The following is a 19,282-nucleotide window of genomic DNA, read 5'->3' on the forward strand; positions in this document are numbered from 1 at the left end:
TCAGCTCCCGTCGTAGGAGAAGAACCCGCGGCCGCTCTTCACTCCGAGCAGGCCCTGCTCGACCATGCGCCGCAGGCGGGGGTGGGTGACGAACTCGGCCGATCCGTAGTGCTCGTGCAGCACGTCGAGCGTGCGCGCCACCGTGTCCAGGCCGATGAGGTCGGCCGTGCGCAGCGGCCCCGAGCTGTGTCCGAGACAGCCCTTGAAGAGGGCGTCGACCTGAGCGGGGGTGGCCGTGCCGTCGTCGACGACGGCGGCCGCGAGGTTGCAGACCACCATGAGGATCCGGTTGATGACGAAGCCCGGCGCGTCGGCCACGACGACGGACTCCTTGCCCATCCGGTCCAGGAGCGCGCCGACGGCGTCCATCGCCGCCTCGGAGGTGGTCTTCGCACGGATCACCTCCACCGTCCCGATCCTGGCCACCGGGTTCATGAAGTGCACGCCGACGACGCGTTCCGGTGCGCGCAGCGGCTCGGCGAGGCGCCCGATGGGCACCGCCGAGGTGTTGGCGGCGATCACCGTCCCGGGACGCAGCACCTTCTCCAGCTCCGGGTACAGAGCGCGCTTCGCCGTCTCGGACTCGGTGATGTTCTCCACCACCAGATCCGCGGCGCCGAGCGCGAGGAGGTCCGTCGCCGTGCTCAACTCGCCATGCGTACCGCTCCGGCGGCGGCCGCCGAGCAGTTCGGTGCGCCGATGCCGTTCGATGCCGCGGCAGGCGGCCTCCAGCGCGTCGGGGTCGGTGTCGACGAGGGTGACGTCGAGCCCCGAGGCGAGGGCTGCGTGCGCCACGCTCGAACCGATCGTGCCCGCGCCCAGCACGCCGAGGGTGGCGATCCGCGGGGTGGCCGTGCGGCCTGTGGTCTCGTCGCTCATGCCGGTCGGGCTTCCTCCCTGACGTGGTCCTGCTCCCCGTTGTGCTCTCCGTCGTGGCCCGGCTCTCCGGCGTGGCCGAACTGCCCGGTCCGCTCGCCCTCTTGGCCGTTCCGCGCCGGGGGCGGGGACTCCGCGGCGGCGGTCCCGTCGCCGGGCTCCGCGTCGCCGTCGTGCTCTTCGAGCCATGTCCGTACGTGCTCGGTCATGCCGCCGAGCGTCGCTTCGGCGAAGACCACGGACGACGGCACGTTCCGGCCCGTCAGCCTGCTCAGGCCCGCGATGAGATGGACGCCCATCAGGGAGTCGCCGCCGAGGTGGAAGAAGTGGTCGTTCCGGTGGACCTCGCACAGCCCCAGCAACGTCCGCCACTGCCGGGCGAGATGGGAGTCCAGCGAGCCGTCCGCCTCGGCGGCCGGCAAGGGCCGGGGCTCCCCGGCGGGCGCGTCCGGGGCCGTGCCGTTCGCCGTGCCGGTGTCCCTCCGGGTGTCCGTCGCCTTTGTGTCCGTCGCAGCCGTGTCCGCCGCCTCGGTGCCCGGCCCCGTACGCGGTACGGCCGCGCCCGGGCCCTCCGGCGGCGGTGTGTCGGGCAGTTGGCGCCGCCGCTCCTGCCGCCCGGCCGGAAGCGTCACCCGGCGCCGGGGACGGTGGTGCAGCCCTCGCCAGTCCGGCTCGACGCCGTGCGTCCACAGTTCGCCGAGGGCTTCGAGGAACACCTCCTGGTCGGGGGCGTTCTCGTAGGACTGCCGCACGGTGCGCACGCACACCGCGTCCGGGTCGGCGTGGGAGAGCCAGGGACGGGCCGTGCCGGGACCGATCTCGATCAGCAGCCGGTGCCGGTCCAGCACCAGCCCGGCGGCCTCGCGGAACCGCACGGGACTGGTCATATGGGCGTTCCAGTAGCCGGGGCCCGGCACCGTTCCCTCCAGCCAGGTGCCGAGCACGCTGGAGGCGATGGGGATGGTGGCGGGCCGCAGCAGCACCCCGCCCATGTCGTCGCCCAGCGCCTCGGCCGCCGACGCCAACTGCGGGGTGTGGAAGGGGTGATGGGCCCCGACCGGCAGCACGGTGAAGCCGTGCTCGCGCAGCTTCGTCTCCGTCTCCCGCATGGGGCCGGGGCGTCCGGAGAGCACGCAGTGCTGCGCCGAGTTGTCCGCCGCGAGCCAGGCGCCGTCCGTCTCGAAGTGCGCCACGTCGGACGCCGGTGCCAGCACCGCGAGCATCGCGCCCTGCCCGGCCAGGGTGACCAGGTCGGCCCGTCGGGCGACCGCCTCCATGGCGTCCGGGAGCGTGATGATGCCCGCGAGCACCGCCGAGACCCACTCGCCGAGGCTGTGCCCGAGCAGTGCCGCCGGGCGCAGTCCGAGGTCCATCAGGGTGCGCGCCATGGCGTGTTCGAGGCAGAACAGCGACAGATGCAGGTGGCGCAGCGGCGGCCGGGCGGAGCCGTCCGGGGTCTGCGGGACGGACGGGGCGCCCTCGGGCGGAGGGCCGTCCTCCCGTGGACGGGCGTCGTCACGAGGACGAGCGTCGTGACGGGGACTTCCGGCGCCCGGTGGGCGTTCGCCGTCCCGTGGTCGTCCGCCGTCCCGGCGCAGCATGGCCCGTACGTCGATCTTCGCGCCGCCACGGCCGCGTTCCGCCCGTCCCGGCTGCTCCGCCGCGAAACCGCGGCCCACGGAGCCGTCGGTGAGCCGGTCGGCGATCTCCGTGACGGTCCGCAGATGGGCGGCGAACACCGGGTCGGTACGGGCGAGTTCGCTGCCCATGCCCGGGTAGTGGCTGCCGATGCCCGGCAGGACGAAGGCGAACTCCGGCTGCTTCCGGGAGAGTTGCGGCCGGCTCCGGCTCGGGCCCTCATTGCGGCCCCGGCCCTCGGGACGTGCCGGTGCCGGGGCGGGCCCGGCACCGGCGTCCTCGGCGGCGCCTCCCGCGCCGTCGGGCCCGGTCACCACATAGCCGCGCCGGGCGTGCCGCGTGCGCGCCGTCTGCGTCGTCCACGCGATGTCGCCCAGCCGCTCCGGGTGCCGGGAGGCGAACTCCCGCAGCGCCGCGGTGTCTTCGGCCAGGGTCTCCTCCCGGTGGCTGGAGACCAGCAGGAGCTGGCTGCCCTCCCGGCCGCCCTCCGCGGGAGGCACGGCAGCGGGCGGCGACGCCTCCTCCAGGACGACGTGGACGTTGGTCCCGCCGAGGCCGAAGGCGCTCACGCCCGCCCTGCGTACGCGCTCCTCGCGGCGTGGCCACGGTGTCACCTCACCCACCGGAGCCAACTCCCGTGACATCCCCCGCAGATCGGCGGGCAGCCGCTCGAAGTGCGCCGTGGGCGGCAGCAGTTCGTGCCGCAGCGCCAGCACGGTCTTCAGGAGCCCGGCGAGGCCCGCCGCCTCCCGCAGATGCCCGAGGTTGCTCTTGACCGCGCCGACCCGGACGGGGTGCCGCGTGCCCGCGAAGACCTCGGAGAGCGCCGACCACTCGGCGGCGTCGCCGAGCCGGGTGCCGCTGCCGTGCGCCTCCACGTAGTCGATATCCCCGGGGACGAGGCCCGCCGCGCCGAGCGCGGCGCGCACCACGTCCCGCTGCGCGGCCGGATTGACGCCCGCGAAGCCGGACTTGGCCGCGCCGTCGTTGTTCACGGCCGAGCCGCGCAGCACCGCCCACACCTCGTCGCCGTCGCGCACCGCGTCCTCCAGCCGCTTCAGCACGACCGCGCAGGCGCCGTCGCCGGGAACGGAGCCGCCCGCGTTCAGATCGAACGGGCGGCACACGCCGTCGGGCGACCCGATGCCGCCGGGCGGCGCCGTGTAGCCGCCCGGCCCCGGGACCCGTACCGCCGAGACGGCCGCCACCGCCGTCTCGCAGCCGAAGCCGAGCAGGTCCTGCGCGGCGAGATGGACGGCCAGCAGCCCCGTCGAGCACGCCGACTGCACGTTGACGGCGGCACCGCGCAGCCCGAGCCGGTAGGCGACGCGGGTGGCCGCGTAGTCGCCGCCCGTGCCGATCTCCAGGGCCATCTCGTCGAACCCGGGCCGCCCCGTGAGCGCGGAGCGCAGCCAGTGCTCGTAGTCGTTGCGTCCGACGCCCGCGTACACGGCCACCGCCGGACCCGCGCCGGTGTCGACGTTGGCGGACGCCAGGGCCTCGTCGGCGACGTCGAGCAGCAGCCGCTGCTGCGGGTCGATGACGACCGCCTCCGCCTCGGAGATGCCGTAGCGGGCGGGGTCGAAGTGCGCGGGGTGCGGGACGCTGCCGTAGGCACGTACGACATGGGGGCCGGTGGAGGCGCCGCCGCGCGTGATGCGGTCGCCGCCGTCCGTCAGGTTCCGCCAGAAGCCCTCGGTGGTCTCGCTGCCGGGCACCCGCAGTGCCGCGCCGACCACGGCCACCGCGAGGTCGTCGACGGGTTCGCCGGGCAGGGGCCCGCCGGGTGAGGGCGCGCCGGGCGTCCCGGGTTCCTGCGGTTCACTCACCGGTGCCTCCCGCGCCGCCGTTCGCCGTCCCGGCTCCGCCGCCCGCCGCTCCCCAGCGCCGCCGCCGCAACCGGGCGGTGCGTCCCAGCAGCGCGCCGCGGCGCCCTCCGGCGGCGGCCCCGGACCGCTCTGGCTGCTCCGGCCGCCGCTCCGGTGCCCTGTCCACGTGACCGTGCCCGTCACCGGCCGCGGCGCCGACGCCGGCGAACGCGTCGCCCGACTCCCCGCCGGACAGCAGGAGTTCGGCACAGCGGCGCGGCGTCGACGCCTCCAGCACCTTCGCGACGGACAGCTCCCGGCCCGCCTCGCTCTCCAGCGCCCCGCGCAGCAGCATCAGCCGCAGCGAGTCGCCGCCGAGCGCGAAGAAGCCGTCGTCAAGACCCACCGAGTCGAGCCCGAGGACCTGGCCGAACAGCCGGGCCGTGCACCGCTGTTCGTCCGTACGGGGGGAAGTGAACGGCACGTCCAGATCGGGCCGGCCGCGGGGCGGCGTACGCAGGACGGCCCGGTCGACCTTGCCGCTGTCCAGCAGCGGGAGCGCGGGCACGACGGCGGTGTAGCTGGGCACCATGAAGTCGGGCAGCCGCTCGCCGACGAACGCGCGCAGCGACGGCACGGTGGGCTCCTCGCCGCCGGGCACGACGTACGCGGCGAGCACCGCGCCCTGGCCGGCGTCGGCCACGCCCACCACGGCGGCGTCGGAGACCGCCGGATGCGCCCGCAACACCCGCTCCACCTCGCCCGGTTCGACCCGCTGGCCGCGCACCTTGACCTGGGTGTCGGCACGGCCCACGTACTCGACCTGGCCGTCGACGCCGAACCGGGCGAGGTCGCCCGTACGGAAGAGCACGCCGGGTCCGCCGGGGTCGACGTCGTTGGGGACGAAGCGTTCGGCGGTCAGCTCCGGACGGCCGAGATAGCCGTCGGCCAGCCCCGGCCCTCCGGTCCGGATCTCGCCCGGTACGCCGGGCGGCACCAGACGGCCCGCGTCGTCGCACAGGTACACCCGCATGTCGAGGGGGCGGCCGACGACGGTGCCGGCCCTGCGCCGCCCGGGCACCTCGGGGAGCGGGCCGCCGCGGTGGCAGACGTAGTCGGCCTCGCTGAGCGTGTACGTGTTGTGCACCAGCCGTCCCTGCGCGCGCAGTTCGGCCTCCAAGTCGGCGCCCAGCGCCTCGCCGCCGACGAAGACGTGCCGCAGCGCGGAGGCGTCGCGGAAGGAGGGCTGGGCGGCGAGCAGCCGCAGCATCGACGGTACGAAGCTGACGGTCGTGACGGCCTCGGCGTCGATCAGGTCGGCGAGATACCGGTCGTCGCGGTCGCGGCCCGGCTCCGCGAGGACACAGGCGGCACCGGCCGCCAGCGGCCACGCGAACTCGCGGAAGCTGATGGGGGATTTGAGCAGCACCCGGTCGCCGGGGCCCAGCGGGTACATGCCCTGTTCCAGATGGATACGCGAGGTGTGCATCCGGTGCGGACGCACGACGCCCTTGGGCTCGCCGGTGCTGCCTGAGGTGAAGAGCACGTACGCGGTACTTTCCGGCCCGGCCGTCCGGCGGGGCTGCGACGTGCCGGACGGGACCGGCCCGTCGTCCACGTCCCCGTCCGCTTCCAGCAGCCGTTCGACGGAGACGGCCTCCGGCCCGCAGGCCGGATGCCCCGAGAGGGTGGCCAGTACGGCGGCCGGGTCCGTCAGCCGCAGCATGGTCTCCGCGCGGGCGGTCGGCAGCGCCGGGTCGAGGTAGACGTATCCGCCGCCCGCCTTCCAGATGCCGAGCACGGCCGCGTACAGATCGAGGCTGGGCAGGCCGGAGAGCACGACGAGGGCACCGGGCAGTGACACGCGGGGAGCGAGCCGCCCGGCGAACCGTTCGGCGCGCTCCTCCAGGGCCCCGTACGTCAGTTCCGCCTCGCCGTGCCGCAGGGCGACGGCGTCCGGCGTGCGCGCCGCCTGCTTCGCCACGAGCGCGTGCAGCGTGGTGTCCGGATGGCCGGGCGGTGGAGCGTTCCAGTCGCCGAGCAGCAGCGCGCGCTCCCCCGGCAGCAGTATGTCGACGGCGCCCGAACGCTCGTCGGGGCGCTCCGCCGCGGTCTCCACCAGCGCGGCGAGATGCTCGCCGATCCGCCCGGCGGTGCCCGCCTCGAAGGTCCCGGTGTCGAACTCGACGCGCAGCAGGGGCCCTTCGGGCGTGACCGTCCAAGGCGCGGACGGCGGCTCGCTCCCGGTCGGCGCCACGGCGAGACGCACGGTGTCCCCCGGAGGCGGCGGCACGGGACGCCACGCCGCCGCTCCGGAACCGGCACCGTGCTCGTCCCGGAGGCCGCAGAGGGCGGCGAGCGTTCCCGTCTCGGGATCAGCGGCCGGTGCGCACCGGCAGAGCGTGCCCTCCCGGTGGCCCAGCACCGGCCACGTGGTGCCGTACCGGTGCAGCAGCAGCGTCAGCAGGGCGGCGAGCAGCGTCTGCGGGTCGGCGGCGGTGTCCAGCGCGCGGACGGCGCCCGGGGAGAGCGGCACGTCCACGGTGCCGGTTCGGGTGCCCGCGGTGCGGGCCGCGGTGCCGTGCCCGGCGGCTCCGCTGGGCCCTTCGTCCGCCGTGCCCGCCGGCTCCGCCGGGCCCTTCGTCCTCGCCTCGTCCCTCAGCTCGCCCGTGTGGCGCGGCAGTTGGAGCATCAGGCCCTCCCGCCGACGGTGGTCTCCGCACGGCGGGCCAGAAGGGAACGGGCCGCCGCGGTGCCGGTGGCCGCGCCGTAGGTGATACCGATGATCTTCGACGAGGAGTCACCGACGAAGTACAGGCCCGGCACGGAGGACTCCATGTCCTCGGTCAGCTCCAGATCCGGGAACAGCCGCTCCACGACGGGCGCCGCGACCGTCGCGTCGTCCGTGACCAGCCCCTCGTGCAGCGAGTTGAGCCGCCGCGCCATCTCCCGTACGTCCCGTACGACGGACGCGGGCAGGCACTCACGCAGATCCCCGTGCCGGTAGTCGATGAGGCTGGTGCGCGGCGGGCCGTCGGGCGGCGGTCCTCCCGCGAGTTCGCCGAGCGTGCACACCACGGGGCGGCCGTCGCCGAAGTCGGCGACCCTGGCCGCGTACCGCTGCGCGTAGTCCGTGCCGTCCTCGCCCTCGGGCAGGTCGACGCTGACGACGACCCCCAGGTTGGACTTGCCCGTGGGCTGCGTCAGACAGTGCTGCCCGTCCAGGGCCACCGCGCCGAGGAATCCGTACTGCATCACGCGGCCGCCCTCGCACACGCAGAAGGTGCGCACCGAGTGCCCCTCCTCGTTGAGGAACGACAGCTTCGGGTTGTGGCACCCGTCGAGCAGCGGCGCCAGGGCCTCGCGCCGCGTCTCCAGCCGTACGCCGACGTCCACGCGCCGCGAGGGGCGGTGGCGCACGCCGAGCCGCCCGGCCACCTCGCGCACCCACGGCAGGCCCAGCTTGCCGACGCCGACGATCACGGAGCCGGCGGTGAACTCGGCCTGGCCGCCCGGGGTTTCGGCGTCCACCGCGAAGCCGCCGCCGGGCAGCGTCCGTACGTCGGTGGCGGTGTGCCGCAGCAGGACGCTGCTTCCGGCCTCCTCCAGCTCGCGTACGAGGTTGTCGATGACCACCAGCGCGGCGTCGACGGTGACGGACTGGGAGGGCGCGGTGTCCACGTGCTCGAAGGAGCCGTCGCCGTTCAGGGCGGGCCCGTGGTCCGCGCCCGTGTCCGCGGGCGGCAGCCCGAGCCCGTACAGCGTCTCGTAGCACTCGGCGACCAGGCCCTGGGCGCGTTCGAAGGAGCCCAGCGCGCGTTCCAGTCCGCTGTAGGTGCGGACCTCGCCGGTCGCGGTCGCCTCGATCTTGGACCGGGTCAGCGCGGAGATGTAGCCCAGATCGGTGTCGAAGTGGAAGGCCGCGCCGCCGAGTCCGGTCAGGCAGTCGCAGCGCGCGCACTGGATGCGGAACTTCTCCGCGTCCCGTACGTTCCGCCCCTTCAGCCGGGCCACGACCCGGGGGCACAGACTCTGCGCCATGTCGCCGCCCGCTTCGAGCAGGACGGCGCGGCGGCCCGCGCGTGCGGTGGTGAGCGCGGCGAACAGGCCCGCGGGGCCGCCGCCGATCACCACAACGTCGGCTTTCTGCGCTGCCGGTTCAGTCATCGAGGCTCCCCACGAGGCTCGGTCGGCGGTCCAGGTAGCGGTCTTTGAAAGGTCCGTAGAAGAGGTGCGCGGTCTGCCGCCCCTCGGCCTCGATGCGCTCGATCAGCCACTGGCAGGTCAGCGGCAGCAGGTCGAGCACCGGGGCGGCGGGCTGGTCGGTACCGCGGGCGTAGTGCGCGACGCCGCGCAGCAGTACGGAGGAGAACCAGTGGTCCCCCGAGAACACCCGCTCGTACAGCCAGTCGAAGCCGCGCTCGGTGTAGTCGGGGAAGACGGGCAGCGCGCAGGTCACCAGCAGGTTGACCGCGTCCATGGCGGCGACGCCGCTCTCGCGGTAGTCCTCGAAGTCCAGCACTCGCGCGCGCTCCGTATCCGGTTCGCAGCGCACGTTCCACGGTCCGAGGTCGCCGTGGGTCGGGGCGAGCAGCGCGCGCCGCAGCGCCGCGTCCGCGTGTGCCACACCGAACAGCGGCTCGCGTACGTACTGGGCCGCCGCCTCGACGGGATCGCGGGGCGCGTCCTTCTGGTCCGGCCGCGTCTTCTCCGGCCGCGGCGGCGGGGTGCGGTGCAGTTCGACGACGCGGTCGACGGCGGGGCGCAGCAGCCGCCACAGCGCGTCCGGTCCCGCTTCCGGATCGATCGCGGAGGGCAGGTCGGTGCCCGGCAGATGGCTCATCGAGAAGCCGCCGCAGCAGGCGTCCATGGGGCGCGGACTGCCCACCGGGAGGCGGTCGCCGAACCCGCGCAGCACCCTCAACTCCCGTGCCAGCTTGGGGTCTTCGGCCGAGAGCGGGATCTTGGCGACGGCGAACGGGCGCCCGTCGACGTCGACCTGTACGAAGGTGCGGCGGCGGACCTTGCGGGCGCTGTTCGGCGTCCAGCTCCGCACCGCGACGCGGTCGGGCGCGGGCCGCTCCCGGCCCGTACGTGCGAAGTACGCGGCGAGCAGGGCGCCGGCGGCCTCGCCGGGGTCGACGGTGCGCTCGGCCTCCGCCGGGCGGGCGCCGTCCGCTCCTTCCGCTCCTTCCGCTTCTTCCGCTCCTTCCGCTCCGGGCGCCGCGCCCGTTCCGTCCGAGCCGTACGCCGCGCTCGCACCGACCGCGCCCGGCATCGCCCCCGCGTCCGCGACCTCGAAGGCCTCGGGCAGCTCCGCGCGCGCTGCCCGCGCCATCAGTCGTTCACCCGGCCCGCCAGCGACGGGAACGCCGCACCGGGCGCGGCCAGCAGTCCGTCGACCGCCGACGCGTCGAGCAGATCGGCGAGCGACGGCCCGCCGAGCAGCTCCCCCACCTCCCGGATGGCGGTGCCGCGCGCCGCCGCGGTCAGGTTCCGGTACGTGTCGAGCCGGGCGTCCATATGGCCGCGCACGGTGGCGTATCCGCCCTCGTCGCCGAGGAGTTCACGGGTCTGCCGGTCCAGCTCCCTGGTCCCCTCCAAGTCGTCCTCGGGCACGTCGAAGCGCTCGTCGAGAAGCTGGAGACTCGCCGACATCCGGCCGACGGTGGTGTCGCCCAGAGCCCGCTGGTTGGCGATGTGCCCGTAGTGCTGCTCGGGCAGCAGCAGCGGCATCCGGCCGACGACGACCGCCTCGTGGAGCGAGGTGAGGGACGGCGGCACCGCGTACAGCGGCGTGTGGGCCAGATGCCGCAGGAAGTCCCCGTGCGGCAGGAACGTGAACTCGACGTCCACCTCGCCCACCCGCTCCGTGACGGCCTCCCCGTACGCGCCGCAGCAGACCAGGATCCGGCCGAGGTCCGGGTTTCGCGCGGCCACGTCCCGCACCCAGCGCTCCAGCATCGCGAGGTAGGCGTTGTGCGAGTCGTAGTCGAGGAAGAAGTTCTGGAACCCGCCCAGATTGACGAGGAGTCCGGCGGGCCGCTCGGGCGGCGCGCTGTCCAGCGAGGCGCGCAGCTCCGTGAAGTCGATGATGGGGCCGCACAGTTCGACGTGGTCGGCGCCCACGGCCGTGAACTCCGCGATGCGCTCGGGCACTCCGGGGAAGTTCTGCGCGTAGGAGCGCCGCGCCAGCAGATGGGCCAGCATGATCCGCTCGTGCGGGGCCAGTTCCTCGTAGACCACCCGCGCGGTCTCCAGGCTCGCGGACCGTACGAGTTCGGCACGCGCCGCCAGTTCGCGCATGCTCCGCCCGCACAGCCAGAAGGCCAGCAGGCTGTCGAAGAACAGCACGGGCACCCGGGCCCGCACCGCCCAGAACACCAACTCGGCGTCCATGACGCTCAGTACGAGGTCGGCCGAGCGCAACCCTTCGTCCAGGTCCTCCCAGCGCGAGGTGTCCCCGTGGGTGATCTCTCCGAACCGGTGCCGGTGCCGGTGGGCGAAGTCGAGCGAGAGCTCCTGGCCGATGAAGTCGACGTCGTCGTCGGGGAACAGCGCGGTGATCGCGGTGAGTTTGGAGACCGGTCCGAAGCCGCATGCCTGGGCGCTGGAGAGAATCCTCATCATGATCCTTCAGTCGTGAGGTGCTGGAGGAGGGTGGTCCGGATGACCGTGGCGTCGACCCCGTAGAACCGGAGCAGCTCTTCGTGCGAGGCCACCGGCGGGTAGCGGTGGTCGAGTTCGAGACGTACGACCCGGGCCGGCTCTCCCGACAGCGCGCTCTCGGTGCGCTGTCCCAGACCGCCGGGCTCCAGCGCCTCGCACGCCGTGACCACGAGCGGGACGCCGGCGGCCAGCGCCCGCAGCCGTGCCGCCGGGAACGGACGCAGGCAGCGCACGGCGGCGACCGCCGCCCGCACTCCGCCGGCGGCCAGCTGGTGCGCGGCGTCCAGCGCCTCGGGGACGCAGCGGCCCGCCGCCACGATCAGGGCGTCCGTACCGGTGCGCAGCAGGCGCACCGCGCGCGGGTCCTCGCCCGACGCGGGGCCGGGGTCGTGCCCCGGCCAGTGCCCCGGCCCGCGCTCCGGGTCGTGCCCGGGCCGCTGCTCCGCTCCGTGACGCGCGTCGTGGTCCGTCCCGTCCGCGGGCGCCGCCGGCGCGGCCGGGTCGGGGCGTGCCGCGAGCCGCACATAGGCGGGCCCCGGGACGGACCCCGTCGGCGGCAGCAGCCACCGCAGCAGGTCCGCGGCGTCCTCGGCGTCCGCGGGCAGGTGGACGCGCATGTGCGGCAGCGCCGACATCAACGCGACGTCGTCGGGCGCGTGATGGCTCGGGCCGAGATGCCCGTATCCGACGCCGCCGCCGACACCGAGCAGTACGACGGGCAGCCGCGGTACGCACACGTCGAGGCAGATCTGCTCGTAGGCGCGGCGCACGAGGAAGGGGGCCATGGCGCCGACGACGGGAATCCGTCCGGTGCGGGCCAGGCCCGCGGCGACGCCCACGAGGTTGCTCTCGGCGATGCCGGTCTCCACATAGCGCCCGGGGTGGTCGCGCAGCACGCCCGTGAAGAGGGCCTGGCCGTCGGCCCCGAGGGTGATCACACGCTCGTCGCCGGCGACGGCGTCGGCGATGACGGGGGCGCAGGTGGCGCGCATCGTCGGAGCCGCCGTCATGCGGGGCCGCCGGTCGCAGGGGTGTCGTGGCCCGCCCCGGGGTGTGCGCCGCGGGACGCGAGCGGGGCCTCGGCCCCGGGCGGCCCGGCCGTCTCGGCGAGCGCCGCCCGCAGCTGTTCCGGGCCCAACTGCCCCATGTGCCAGGCGGGATCGTCCTCCAGGAAGGAGACGCCCCTGCCCTTGACCGTACGGGCGATCAGCACCGAAGGGCCCTCGCCGTCCAGCAACTCCCGTGCGGCGGAAGCGACTTCGGCGGTGTCGTGCCCGTCGGCACCGGCCACCCGCCAGCCGAAGGCCCGCCACTTGCCGGCGAGCGGTTCCAGCGCGGAGATCTCCTCCGTACGGCCCTCCTGCTGAAGGCCGTTGCGGTCGACGACCAGCAGCAGATTGCCCAGCCGGTGATGGGCGGCGAACTGCGCGGCCTCCCAGTTGGTGCCCTCGTCCAGCTCGCCGTCGCCGGTGACCACGGCGACCCGCCGGTCCGTCCCCGACATGCGGTCGCCCAGGGCCATCCCGGCGCCGAGCGCCAGCCCGTGTCCGAGCGCTCCGGTCGCGGCGTCGATGCCGGGGATGCCGTCCGAGGGGTGGCCCGGGAGCGCGGCGATGTCCCCGGTGATGACGCCGAGTTCGGCGAGCAGGCAGTAGAGCCCGTACGCGCCGTGGCCCTTGCTCAGTACGAGCCGGTCGCGGGTGGCGTCCCCGGGCGGCCGGGCCTGCCACCGTCCGCGCAGCACGTCGGTGTGCAGGGCCGCCAGCAGCTCCAGCATCGACAGGGCGGCGCCGATGTGCAGCGCCTTGCCGGCCGCGAGCCGCAGCAGCCGGCGGCGGGCCCCCGCCGCGAGGAGGCGGGGGTCGGGAGGCCCGGCCGCCGCGGTGCCGGGAGGTCCCGCGGATGTGATCGGCCTGTCCAGTGGCAAGCGGGCCTCCTAGGAGAAACAGACCAGCGCGGGGCGCACACGGGCCCGCGGATTCTGCGGCTGGAAAGTCAATGCGGCGCACACGCGCCGAATGGGAGTCCGGGCGGGCTTCGTGATAGGCATGCCGAGGCGTGCCGGATCACTCGATCAATGATTATCCGAGAAGTCGAAGAAGTGCAATACCGACTCCGCGCAAGCGTTTATCAGCGACCGAGAGAATTTCGGTAGCTGAGACAATGAAGCACAAGAAGACCCAGCTCAGAGCATGTGCACGGCGTCGTTCAGCGACCGAAGCGACCGAAATTCACTATGTTTCGCCGGTGCATTCCGGTGTGTATTGACACCCCTCGGAACGCTCGGTTTCACTCGTCTCCGGACCGAGGAATTTCCGCTGCCCCGCCGCACCTGGGAGAGTCCCGATGCCAGCCTTCACGCACGCCGTCATAGGCTGCGGCCGAGTGGCCCCCGACGACCCCCGCGACGTACCGCACGACGCGGACGTGGACGCCGTCTCCATCGCCGTCGACCACGCCCGGCACGCCCGACTCGCCTCCACCGCCCTGAAGTTGGGCAAGCACGTACTGCCGGGGACCGGCACCAGGAGATGTGCGGGACCCTCGGCCGCACGCGACGCCGTCGAGACGCATCCCGCAGTGGAAACGCCCGGACAACGTCCCGCCCTCGGCAAGGAGTTCGCGCCGTGAAGCTGCCTCCGTCCGAACCGCCCGCGACCTCGTCCACCCTGCTTCTGGTCGGATCCGGTTCCCGCCTCCGCCAGGGACACCTGCTGTCCCATCTGGCCGCCGCCGCTGACGTGGTCCTCCTCGACACGGTGGCACCGACCTGGCAGAAGCCCTGGCTCAAGGACGCGGAGGCGTACGACCCACGGGAAACGCCGTTCCCCGTGGAGCAGGCCCGCCGGCTGTGCCGGGATCACGACGTGCGGGCCGTCGTCACCTACAACGAGTCGGAGATCCTCCTGGCGGCCGAACTCGCCGCGACGCTCGGGCTGCCCGGCCTGCCCGTCGAGGCGGCGCGGATCAGCAGGGACAAGCACCGGCAGCGCGAGCTGCTCGACCGCACGGGTCTCTCGCCCACCGCGTCCGTCCCCGTACACGACGTCCACGAGGGGCTGCGGGCCGCCGCCGACATCGGCTACCCCGTCGTGGTCAAGCCGCGCGGCCTGTCCGGAAGCCTCGGTGTCGGCGTCGTCGCCGACCCGGCGGACTTCACCCGGTTCTTCGAACTGGCCGCGGGAGTCGACAAGATGGGCCTGGCCAGCGACGGCGTCCTCGTCGAGGAGTACGTGACGGGGACGGAGTTCTGGGTCGACGTCTGGAGCAGCGGGGGAACGGCCGAGGTCGTCTACTGCGCCCGGAAGTACATGGCGCGCGACCCGTACCCGATCGACACCGGCCACATCATGGGCGAGGGCGCGCTCCCGGCAGCGGAGTACGCCGCCGGCCTCGCCCTTGCCCGGGACGCCGTCCTGGCCGCCGGCATCGACCGCACGATCGCCAACCTGGACGTCGTGCTGTCGCCCCGCGGCCCCCGCGTCATGGAGATCAACGGGCGCCCCGCCGGGGACCTGGCCTCCGTGATCGCCCACCTCGGCACCGGTCTGAGCATCGGCGGCCTGCTGGCGGACGCGGCTCTCGGGCGCCCGCTGCGCGCCGAGCCCGCTCCGGACCGCGCCGCCGGCGTCAAGTTCCTCTACCCCGCCCGCCGGCAGCGCTTCGAAGGGCTGGCCGAGGCACCGGAGTTGAGAGCACAGCCGTGGCTCCACGAGGTCGGTGAACTGCCCGAACGCGGTGCCGTGGTGGAGCCGCCGCCCGAGGACTGCTTCGGCCGGGCCGGGTGGGTGATCGCGGAGGGCACCCACGCCGATCAGGTCCACGAACGGCTCACCGAGGCCGAACGCGCCCTGACCGTCCAGGGGCCCTATGTGTGACTACGAAGGGAGTGCGCGATGAAGGAAATTCAGGCTGCCATCAGGTCGATCATCGTGAACGACTTGTTCTGCGAGATCCCCGAATCCGAGATAGGAGTCGACGACGGCCTGCGGACCGTACTGGCACTCGACTCACTCGGCTTCCTCGAATTGCGCGTCACCTGCGAGCAGCAGTTCGGCATCGAGATCTCCGAGGACGACTTCACTCCCGAGAACTTCACCAGCATCCGGTCCATCTCCGACCTGGTTCTCCGCCTGCGTGAGACCCAGCTCGAAACGACCTGAGCCCATGGCGTCCGCAGAGGACCACCCGCGAAGCGAGCTGCCTGATATGAGTCACGGACATGACAGCGACACGGTCGAGTCCTGGTTCGACCGCACGATGCACATGGACCAGTACGGAACGCGGCTTCCGTTCGGCAGCCTCGGTGCCAAGGGGCTGACTCACCGCTTCGTGGAGCTGAGCGGTGCCGACCGGGGGCGGGAGCTGAACGTCCTCGATGCGAGCGGTGGTTACGCCAGCGCGTGTCTGGGGGCCGGCTCACCGGTCGTCGGCGCGGCTCTCTCCCGCGCCGTGGAGGAGGCGGGCTACGTCACCGACGAGATCCACTCGTGGGAACGCTCGAAACTGCTCGAACTCCTCTTCAGCGGGAACGGGTTGTGGGCCGAGCAGTTTCCGGCCGACGAGTACCACGTCGCCGGTCGCAATTCCGGGTCCGAGGGAGTGGAGATGGCCCTGCGGCTGGCGCTGGAGTCCCGCTTCGACCGCCGTCGACTACGGCCCGCGGAAGGGCGGGAAGGCCGGGACATCGTTCTCGCCTTCGAGGGCGCGTGGCACGGCTGGACCGGTGGGTTGCTCCCGCTGCTGAACAAGAGGCACTACCGGATCGGACTGCCCTCCGTGGCGCCGGAGCCGTACGGCTTCACCGTCCGGCACATCCCGTTCGGGCAGTTCGACGCGGCACGCGATTTCTTCGCACGCCACGGTGACCGCGTACTCGCGGTGGTGATCGAGCCCGTTCAGGGCGACGCCGGAATCATCGTGCCGCCCGCAGGCTATCTGCGCGAAGTCGCCCGGTTGTGCACGGACAGCGGGGCCCTCCTCGTGGCGGACGAGGTCCTCACCTTTGCCAAGACGGGCCAGTTCTTCGGCATGGCCGACGAGAACGGGCCGATTCCGACCGATGTCTCCGTGGTGGGCAAGAGCCTCGGCATGGGCGCGCTGTCCACGTCCATGGTCATCGCCCGCCGGAACCTGACCGTACGGGCCACCGGCGCCATCTCCACCTCGGATCTTCGCCCCCTCACCTGCGCGGTGATCCGGGCGGGCCTCGAACACATCCAGGCCGAGGGCCTGCTGGAGAAGTCACGGGATCTGGGTGAGCACCTGGCCAAGCGTCTGGACGAGGAACTCGTCACCGCCTTCCCGGAGCTCTACACGGAGAGCCGAGGATCCGGCGTCATGCACGGCGTCGAGCTGACGCAACGCTCGGCCGACCGGTTGGCCGAATTCCGCGAGACGATGATCCGCAGCGGTGTGTTCGTCGAATTCATGGCCGGCGCGGGCCGGCGCTCGGACGGCCTCCGCTACGTCTTCCCGACCATGCGGGTCGCCCCGCCCGTCGTCTCCACCCTCGCGGACGCGGACGCGATCGTGGAGCGCCTGGCGGCAGGTTCCCGCTGCTTTCTCGAGGTATCCGCGTGACCGCGGCAGAACCCGTATCGCGGGAGTGGGCGGAGGTCCGTCGACGCGTGGAGCACGTCGACACCGACGCGTCCGGTGTCGTGCACTTCTCCCGGTACTCCTCCTGGCTCGAGACCGCCGCGCTGGAGAACCTGGATCGCCTCGGCGCCGGGCTCGGCGCCCTGGCTCGCGCGAACCTCGAACTGGCCGTCGTGGAACTGCGCATGCTCTATCACGCACCGGCCCGCTTCCTGGACCACGTCTGCGTCAGAGCCCGTGTCGAACGAGTCGGGCCCGCGCGCGTCCAGGTCTCCGGTGAGATCTCGCGGGAGAACCCCGGCGACGTGACGCGGTGCGCGTCCGGGAGCCTGCTGCTCGGCGCGGTGGACCTCTCCACCGGAGCACCCTCCCTGCTCCCCGAAAACGTCAGAACGACACTGAAGGAGTGCGTTGTCCGTGCAGAGGGTTGATTCCGCCCAGGCGACAGAGCCGACGGCGAAGCGGAGCATGGGCTTCACGGAGCTCAAGAGCTGGCTTCGCCACCGCCACCCGATGGTGTATCTGGACCGGATCCTCGACTACGAGGCCGGGGTCCGGCTCCAGAGCAGCCTGTCGGTCTCCGGGACCATGGACGTGATCGCGGGACACTTCCCGGACCGGGCCGTCTTCCCCGCCAGCCATCTGACCCAGGCGTTCGCCCAGTCGGGCATCATCCTCTACCAGCTCAGCACCTCCCCCCTCACCGACGACGAGATCACCCTCATCGGCTCGGTGAAGGCGCGGTTCACCCGCGTCGTGGTCCCGGGCGACCGCGTGATCTTCGATGTGCGCAGTGACCGCCTCAGGGGCGACACCTTCAGCTTCTCCTGCAACGCGACCGTGGACGATCACCGCGTCGCGGCGTTCAAGGGCACGCTGGTGCGGTCCAAGATCGCGGACTTGGGCGAGCAGTTGTGGTGACGTCCGGCTCACCTCCGGCTCCGGCGTCAACTCCCGCGCCGGCACAGGAGAACGCGGACGTGTGGGTCACGGGCATGGGGTGGGTGACCGCGCTCGGATGCGGGCTGGAGGAGGTCTGGAGCGCTCTGCTGCACGGCCGTACCGGTGTCGGCTCCGTCCCCTCCGAGCACCGGCTGCGCAACGGCGACGCCGCGGCCGTCGCCGACCCTCCGCTGTCCATGCCCCCGGTCGAGCGCCAGCACCTCCTCACCCGCGACGCCCTGGCCGCCGCGGTACGCGACGCCGGGCTCGAACTCACCGACGCGCGCCTGCGGCCCGTGCTGGGCACCAGCTACGGACCGCACCTGGACACCACCGGCGTACCGGCCCTCGACCGCTGGGCCGCCGATGCCGTACGGGCACTCGGCATCGCCAAGGCCCCGCTCTCCGTGACGACCGCCTGCTCCTCCGGCTCCGACAGCCTCCTGGTCGGCGCGGAGCTCATCCGCAGCGGCGCGGAGGACCTCTGCGTCTGCGGAGGATCGGACGTCCTCACCCCGGCCAAGAGACTCGGGCACTCGGCGCTCGGCACCATGTCGCCCACCTCGCTCCGCGCCTTCGACGCCGGCAACGACGGCACGATCCTGGGGGAAGGCGCGGCGTTCCTCGTCCTGGAATCCGGCCGGTCGGCCCGTACGCGCGGGGCTCGGGCGCACGGTTTCCTCGTCGGCACCGGCTCGGCCAATGACGCGGTGAGCCCCGCGGCCCCCGACGCGACCGGTGACAGCGTCGTACGGGCTGTCGGCAAGGCACTGCGCGGCGCGGCCCGTCGTGCGGCGGACGTGAACGTGGTCAACGCCCACGGCTCCGGCACTCCCACGAACGACGCGGTCGAATCCGTCAGTTACACAAGGCTGTTCGGCACCGGCGGCCAGGCGCCCGGCGCTCCCACGGTGTTCGCCACCAAGGGGGCGTTCGGCCACACCCTCGGAGCGACCGGTGCGATCGAGGCCATCACCGTGCTGCTGGCTCTCCGTGACCGCACGGTGCCACCGGTCCACGGCCTCACCACGCTCCGTCCGGACTTCCCGCTGCCGGTGCCGAAAAGCCGGCCCGCCGCGTTCACCGGCCGACTCGGGCTGAGCGTGACCCTCGGCTTCGGCGGCTTCAACACCTGCCTGGCTTTCGAGGGAACAGCATGAACGCCTTCCCGGCCTCCGGGCCGCACGCCATCTGCCCGCCGGACACGGCGGACGTCGCCGTCGTGGGCCACGGGGACGCCTCCCGGGAGCAGTTGACGGCTGTCCGCAGCCGTATCCCGTCCCTGTACGCCGATCCGCTGGCCTGGCTGGTCGCGGACGCGGTCGAGAACGCGCTGCCGGAGTGCCCCGCCGATGTCCTGGACCGCCGCGAAGACGTCGCCGTGATCCTCGTGAGCGCGCACTGCACGCTGCACACCATGGACGCGGTGGCGCGTTCCCTTCCCGCACCACGCGTGTCCCCGCTGCGCTTCGCGGGCGCGAGCCCGGGCAGCGCGGGGAGTCTGCTCTGTCTGCTGCACGGCTTCAAGGGATCGTCCCTGACGTTCTCGATGACGCCCGAGGACGGTCTGCCCGCCGCGCGTACGGTCGCCCGTTCATGGCTGCGCTCCGGTGACGCCCCCTACGTGGTGCTCTGCGCACACCAGAGGCACGGGGAACAGGGGCACTTGGTGCGCTGTGCCGTGCTGGCCCCCGCGGTCGGCGTCACGCACGCCGGGGATGCGCGCGCCGCGGCAGGCCGGGAGTGAG

16 protein-coding genes are annotated in these 19,282 nt (G+C 73.2%); 8 read left to right on the forward strand and 8 right to left on the reverse strand.

What is annotated here, in order from left to right; translation table 11 throughout:
• The 8 genes from QQM67_RS19670 to QQM67_RS19705 are packed head-to-tail and all read right to left on the reverse strand — an operon-like array spanning position 1 to position 12,918.
• A complete protein-coding gene (locus tag QQM67_RS19670) occupies positions 1-879 on the reverse strand; it encodes a 3-hydroxyacyl-CoA dehydrogenase family protein (RefSeq protein ID WP_314175271.1) in 879 nt (292 codons plus the stop codon).
• The gene (locus QQM67_RS19675; RefSeq protein ID WP_314175272.1) at positions 876-4,343 is read right to left on the reverse strand and encodes a type I polyketide synthase; all 3,468 of its coding nucleotides are present in this window, start codon (positions 4,341-4,343) and stop codon (positions 876-878) included. Before QQM67_RS19675 ends, QQM67_RS19670 begins: the two co-directional genes overlap by 4 nt.
• The gene (locus QQM67_RS19680) at positions 4,336-7,014 is read right to left on the reverse strand and encodes an amino acid adenylation domain-containing protein (RefSeq protein WP_314175273.1); all 2,679 of its coding nucleotides are present in this window, start codon (positions 7,012-7,014) and stop codon (positions 4,336-4,338) included. The genes QQM67_RS19675 and QQM67_RS19680 overlap by 8 nt, the downstream gene beginning before the upstream one ends.
• Positions 7,014-8,489, reverse strand: coding sequence for an FAD-dependent oxidoreductase (locus QQM67_RS19685; protein WP_314175274.1), 1,476 nt, complete (start codon positions 8,487-8,489; stop codon positions 7,014-7,016). Before QQM67_RS19685 ends, QQM67_RS19680 begins: the two co-directional genes overlap by 1 nt.
• Positions 8,482-9,660: a phosphotransferase family protein gene (locus QQM67_RS19690; protein ID WP_314175275.1), complete on the reverse strand. Its 1,179-nt coding sequence runs from the start codon at positions 9,658-9,660 to the stop codon at positions 8,482-8,484. Before QQM67_RS19690 ends, QQM67_RS19685 begins: the two co-directional genes overlap by 8 nt.
• Positions 9,660-10,949 carry a hypothetical protein gene (locus tag QQM67_RS19695; protein ID WP_314175276.1) on the reverse strand — a complete coding sequence of 430 codons (1,290 nt, stop codon included), beginning with the start codon at positions 10,947-10,949 and terminating at the stop codon, positions 9,660-9,662. The genes QQM67_RS19690 and QQM67_RS19695 overlap by 1 nt, the downstream gene beginning before the upstream one ends.
• Positions 10,949-12,001 carry a transketolase C-terminal domain-containing protein gene (locus tag QQM67_RS19700; RefSeq protein WP_314175277.1) on the reverse strand — a complete coding sequence of 351 codons (1,053 nt, stop codon included), beginning with the start codon at positions 11,999-12,001 and terminating at the stop codon, positions 10,949-10,951. Before QQM67_RS19700 ends, QQM67_RS19695 begins: the two co-directional genes overlap by 1 nt.
• A complete protein-coding gene (locus QQM67_RS19705) occupies positions 11,998-12,918 on the reverse strand; it encodes a transketolase (protein WP_314175278.1) in 921 nt (306 codons plus the stop codon). The genes QQM67_RS19700 and QQM67_RS19705 overlap by 4 nt, the downstream gene beginning before the upstream one ends.
• Positions 12,919-13,337: 419 nt before the next feature.
• On the opposite strand from QQM67_RS19705, the gene QQM67_RS19710 reads away from it, so the two are divergent.
• The 8 genes from QQM67_RS19710 to QQM67_RS19745 are packed head-to-tail and all read left to right on the forward strand — an operon-like array spanning position 13,338 to position 19,281.
• On the forward strand, positions 13,338-13,622 hold the full coding sequence (locus QQM67_RS19710; RefSeq protein WP_314175279.1) for a hypothetical protein: 285 nt from the start codon (positions 13,338-13,340) through the stop codon (positions 13,620-13,622).
• On the forward strand, positions 13,619-14,869 hold the full coding sequence (locus tag QQM67_RS19715) for an ATP-binding protein (protein ID WP_314175280.1): 1,251 nt from the start codon (positions 13,619-13,621) through the stop codon (positions 14,867-14,869). Before QQM67_RS19710 ends, QQM67_RS19715 begins: the two co-directional genes overlap by 4 nt.
• An 18-nt stretch (positions 14,870-14,887) precedes the next feature.
• Positions 14,888-15,154: an acyl carrier protein gene (locus QQM67_RS19720; protein ID WP_314175281.1), complete on the forward strand. Its 267-nt coding sequence runs from the start codon at positions 14,888-14,890 to the stop codon at positions 15,152-15,154.
• 46 nt (positions 15,155-15,200) lie between these two features.
• Complete coding sequence (locus tag QQM67_RS19725; RefSeq protein ID WP_314175282.1) at positions 15,201-16,574, forward strand: aminotransferase class III-fold pyridoxal phosphate-dependent enzyme; 1,374 nt, start codon at positions 15,201-15,203, stop codon at positions 16,572-16,574.
• On the forward strand, positions 16,571-17,023 hold the full coding sequence (locus QQM67_RS19730) for an acyl-CoA thioesterase (protein WP_314175283.1): 453 nt from the start codon (positions 16,571-16,573) through the stop codon (positions 17,021-17,023). The genes QQM67_RS19725 and QQM67_RS19730 overlap by 4 nt, the downstream gene beginning before the upstream one ends.
• Positions 17,010-17,513: a 3-hydroxyacyl-ACP dehydratase FabZ family protein gene (locus tag QQM67_RS19735; protein ID WP_314175284.1), complete on the forward strand. Its 504-nt coding sequence runs from the start codon at positions 17,010-17,012 to the stop codon at positions 17,511-17,513. Before QQM67_RS19730 ends, QQM67_RS19735 begins: the two co-directional genes overlap by 14 nt.
• 59 nt (positions 17,514-17,572) lie before the next feature.
• The gene (locus QQM67_RS19740; RefSeq protein WP_314175285.1) at positions 17,573-18,694 is read left to right on the forward strand and encodes a beta-ketoacyl synthase N-terminal-like domain-containing protein; all 1,122 of its coding nucleotides are present in this window, start codon (positions 17,573-17,575) and stop codon (positions 18,692-18,694) included.
• The gene (locus tag QQM67_RS19745) at positions 18,691-19,281 is read left to right on the forward strand and encodes a coronafacic acid synthetase (RefSeq protein WP_314175286.1); all 591 of its coding nucleotides are present in this window, start codon (positions 18,691-18,693) and stop codon (positions 19,279-19,281) included. The genes QQM67_RS19740 and QQM67_RS19745 overlap by 4 nt, the downstream gene beginning before the upstream one ends.
• Position 19,282 lies beyond the last annotated feature (1 nt).

The organism is Streptomyces winkii (genome assembly GCF_032248595.1).
Taxonomy (GTDB): Bacteria; Actinomycetota; Actinomycetes; order Streptomycetales; family Streptomycetaceae; genus Streptomyces; species Streptomyces winkii.

Bases quoted from the DNA above. Each gene is read 5' to 3' on its own strand.
- QQM67_RS19670 (WP_314175271.1), bottom strand. From the start codon at position 879: ATGAGCGACGAGACCACAGGCCGCACGGCCACCCCGCGGATCGCCACC.
- QQM67_RS19680 (WP_314175273.1), bottom strand. From the start codon at position 7,014: ATGCTCCAACTGCCGCGCCACACGGGCGAGCTGAGGGACGAGGCGAGG.
- QQM67_RS19685 (WP_314175274.1), bottom strand. From the start codon at position 8,489: ATGACTGAACCGGCAGCGCAGAAAGCCGACGTTGTGGTGATCGGCGGC.
- QQM67_RS19690 (WP_314175275.1), bottom strand. From the start codon at position 9,660: ATGGCGCGGGCAGCGCGCGCGGAGCTGCCCGAGGCCTTCGAGGTCGCG.
- QQM67_RS19695 (WP_314175276.1), bottom strand. From the start codon at position 10,949: ATGAGGATTCTCTCCAGCGCCCAGGCATGCGGCTTCGGACCGGTCTCC.
- QQM67_RS19700 (WP_314175277.1), bottom strand. From the start codon at position 12,001: ATGACGGCGGCTCCGACGATGCGCGCCACCTGCGCCCCCGTCATCGCC.
- QQM67_RS19710 (WP_314175279.1), top strand. From the start codon at position 13,338: ATGCCAGCCTTCACGCACGCCGTCATAGGCTGCGGCCGAGTGGCCCCC.
- QQM67_RS19720 (WP_314175281.1), top strand. From the start codon at position 14,888: ATGAAGGAAATTCAGGCTGCCATCAGGTCGATCATCGTGAACGACTTG.
- QQM67_RS19725 (WP_314175282.1), top strand. From the start codon at position 15,201: ATGAGTCACGGACATGACAGCGACACGGTCGAGTCCTGGTTCGACCGC.
- QQM67_RS19745 (WP_314175286.1), top strand. From the start codon at position 18,691: ATGAACGCCTTCCCGGCCTCCGGGCCGCACGCCATCTGCCCGCCGGAC.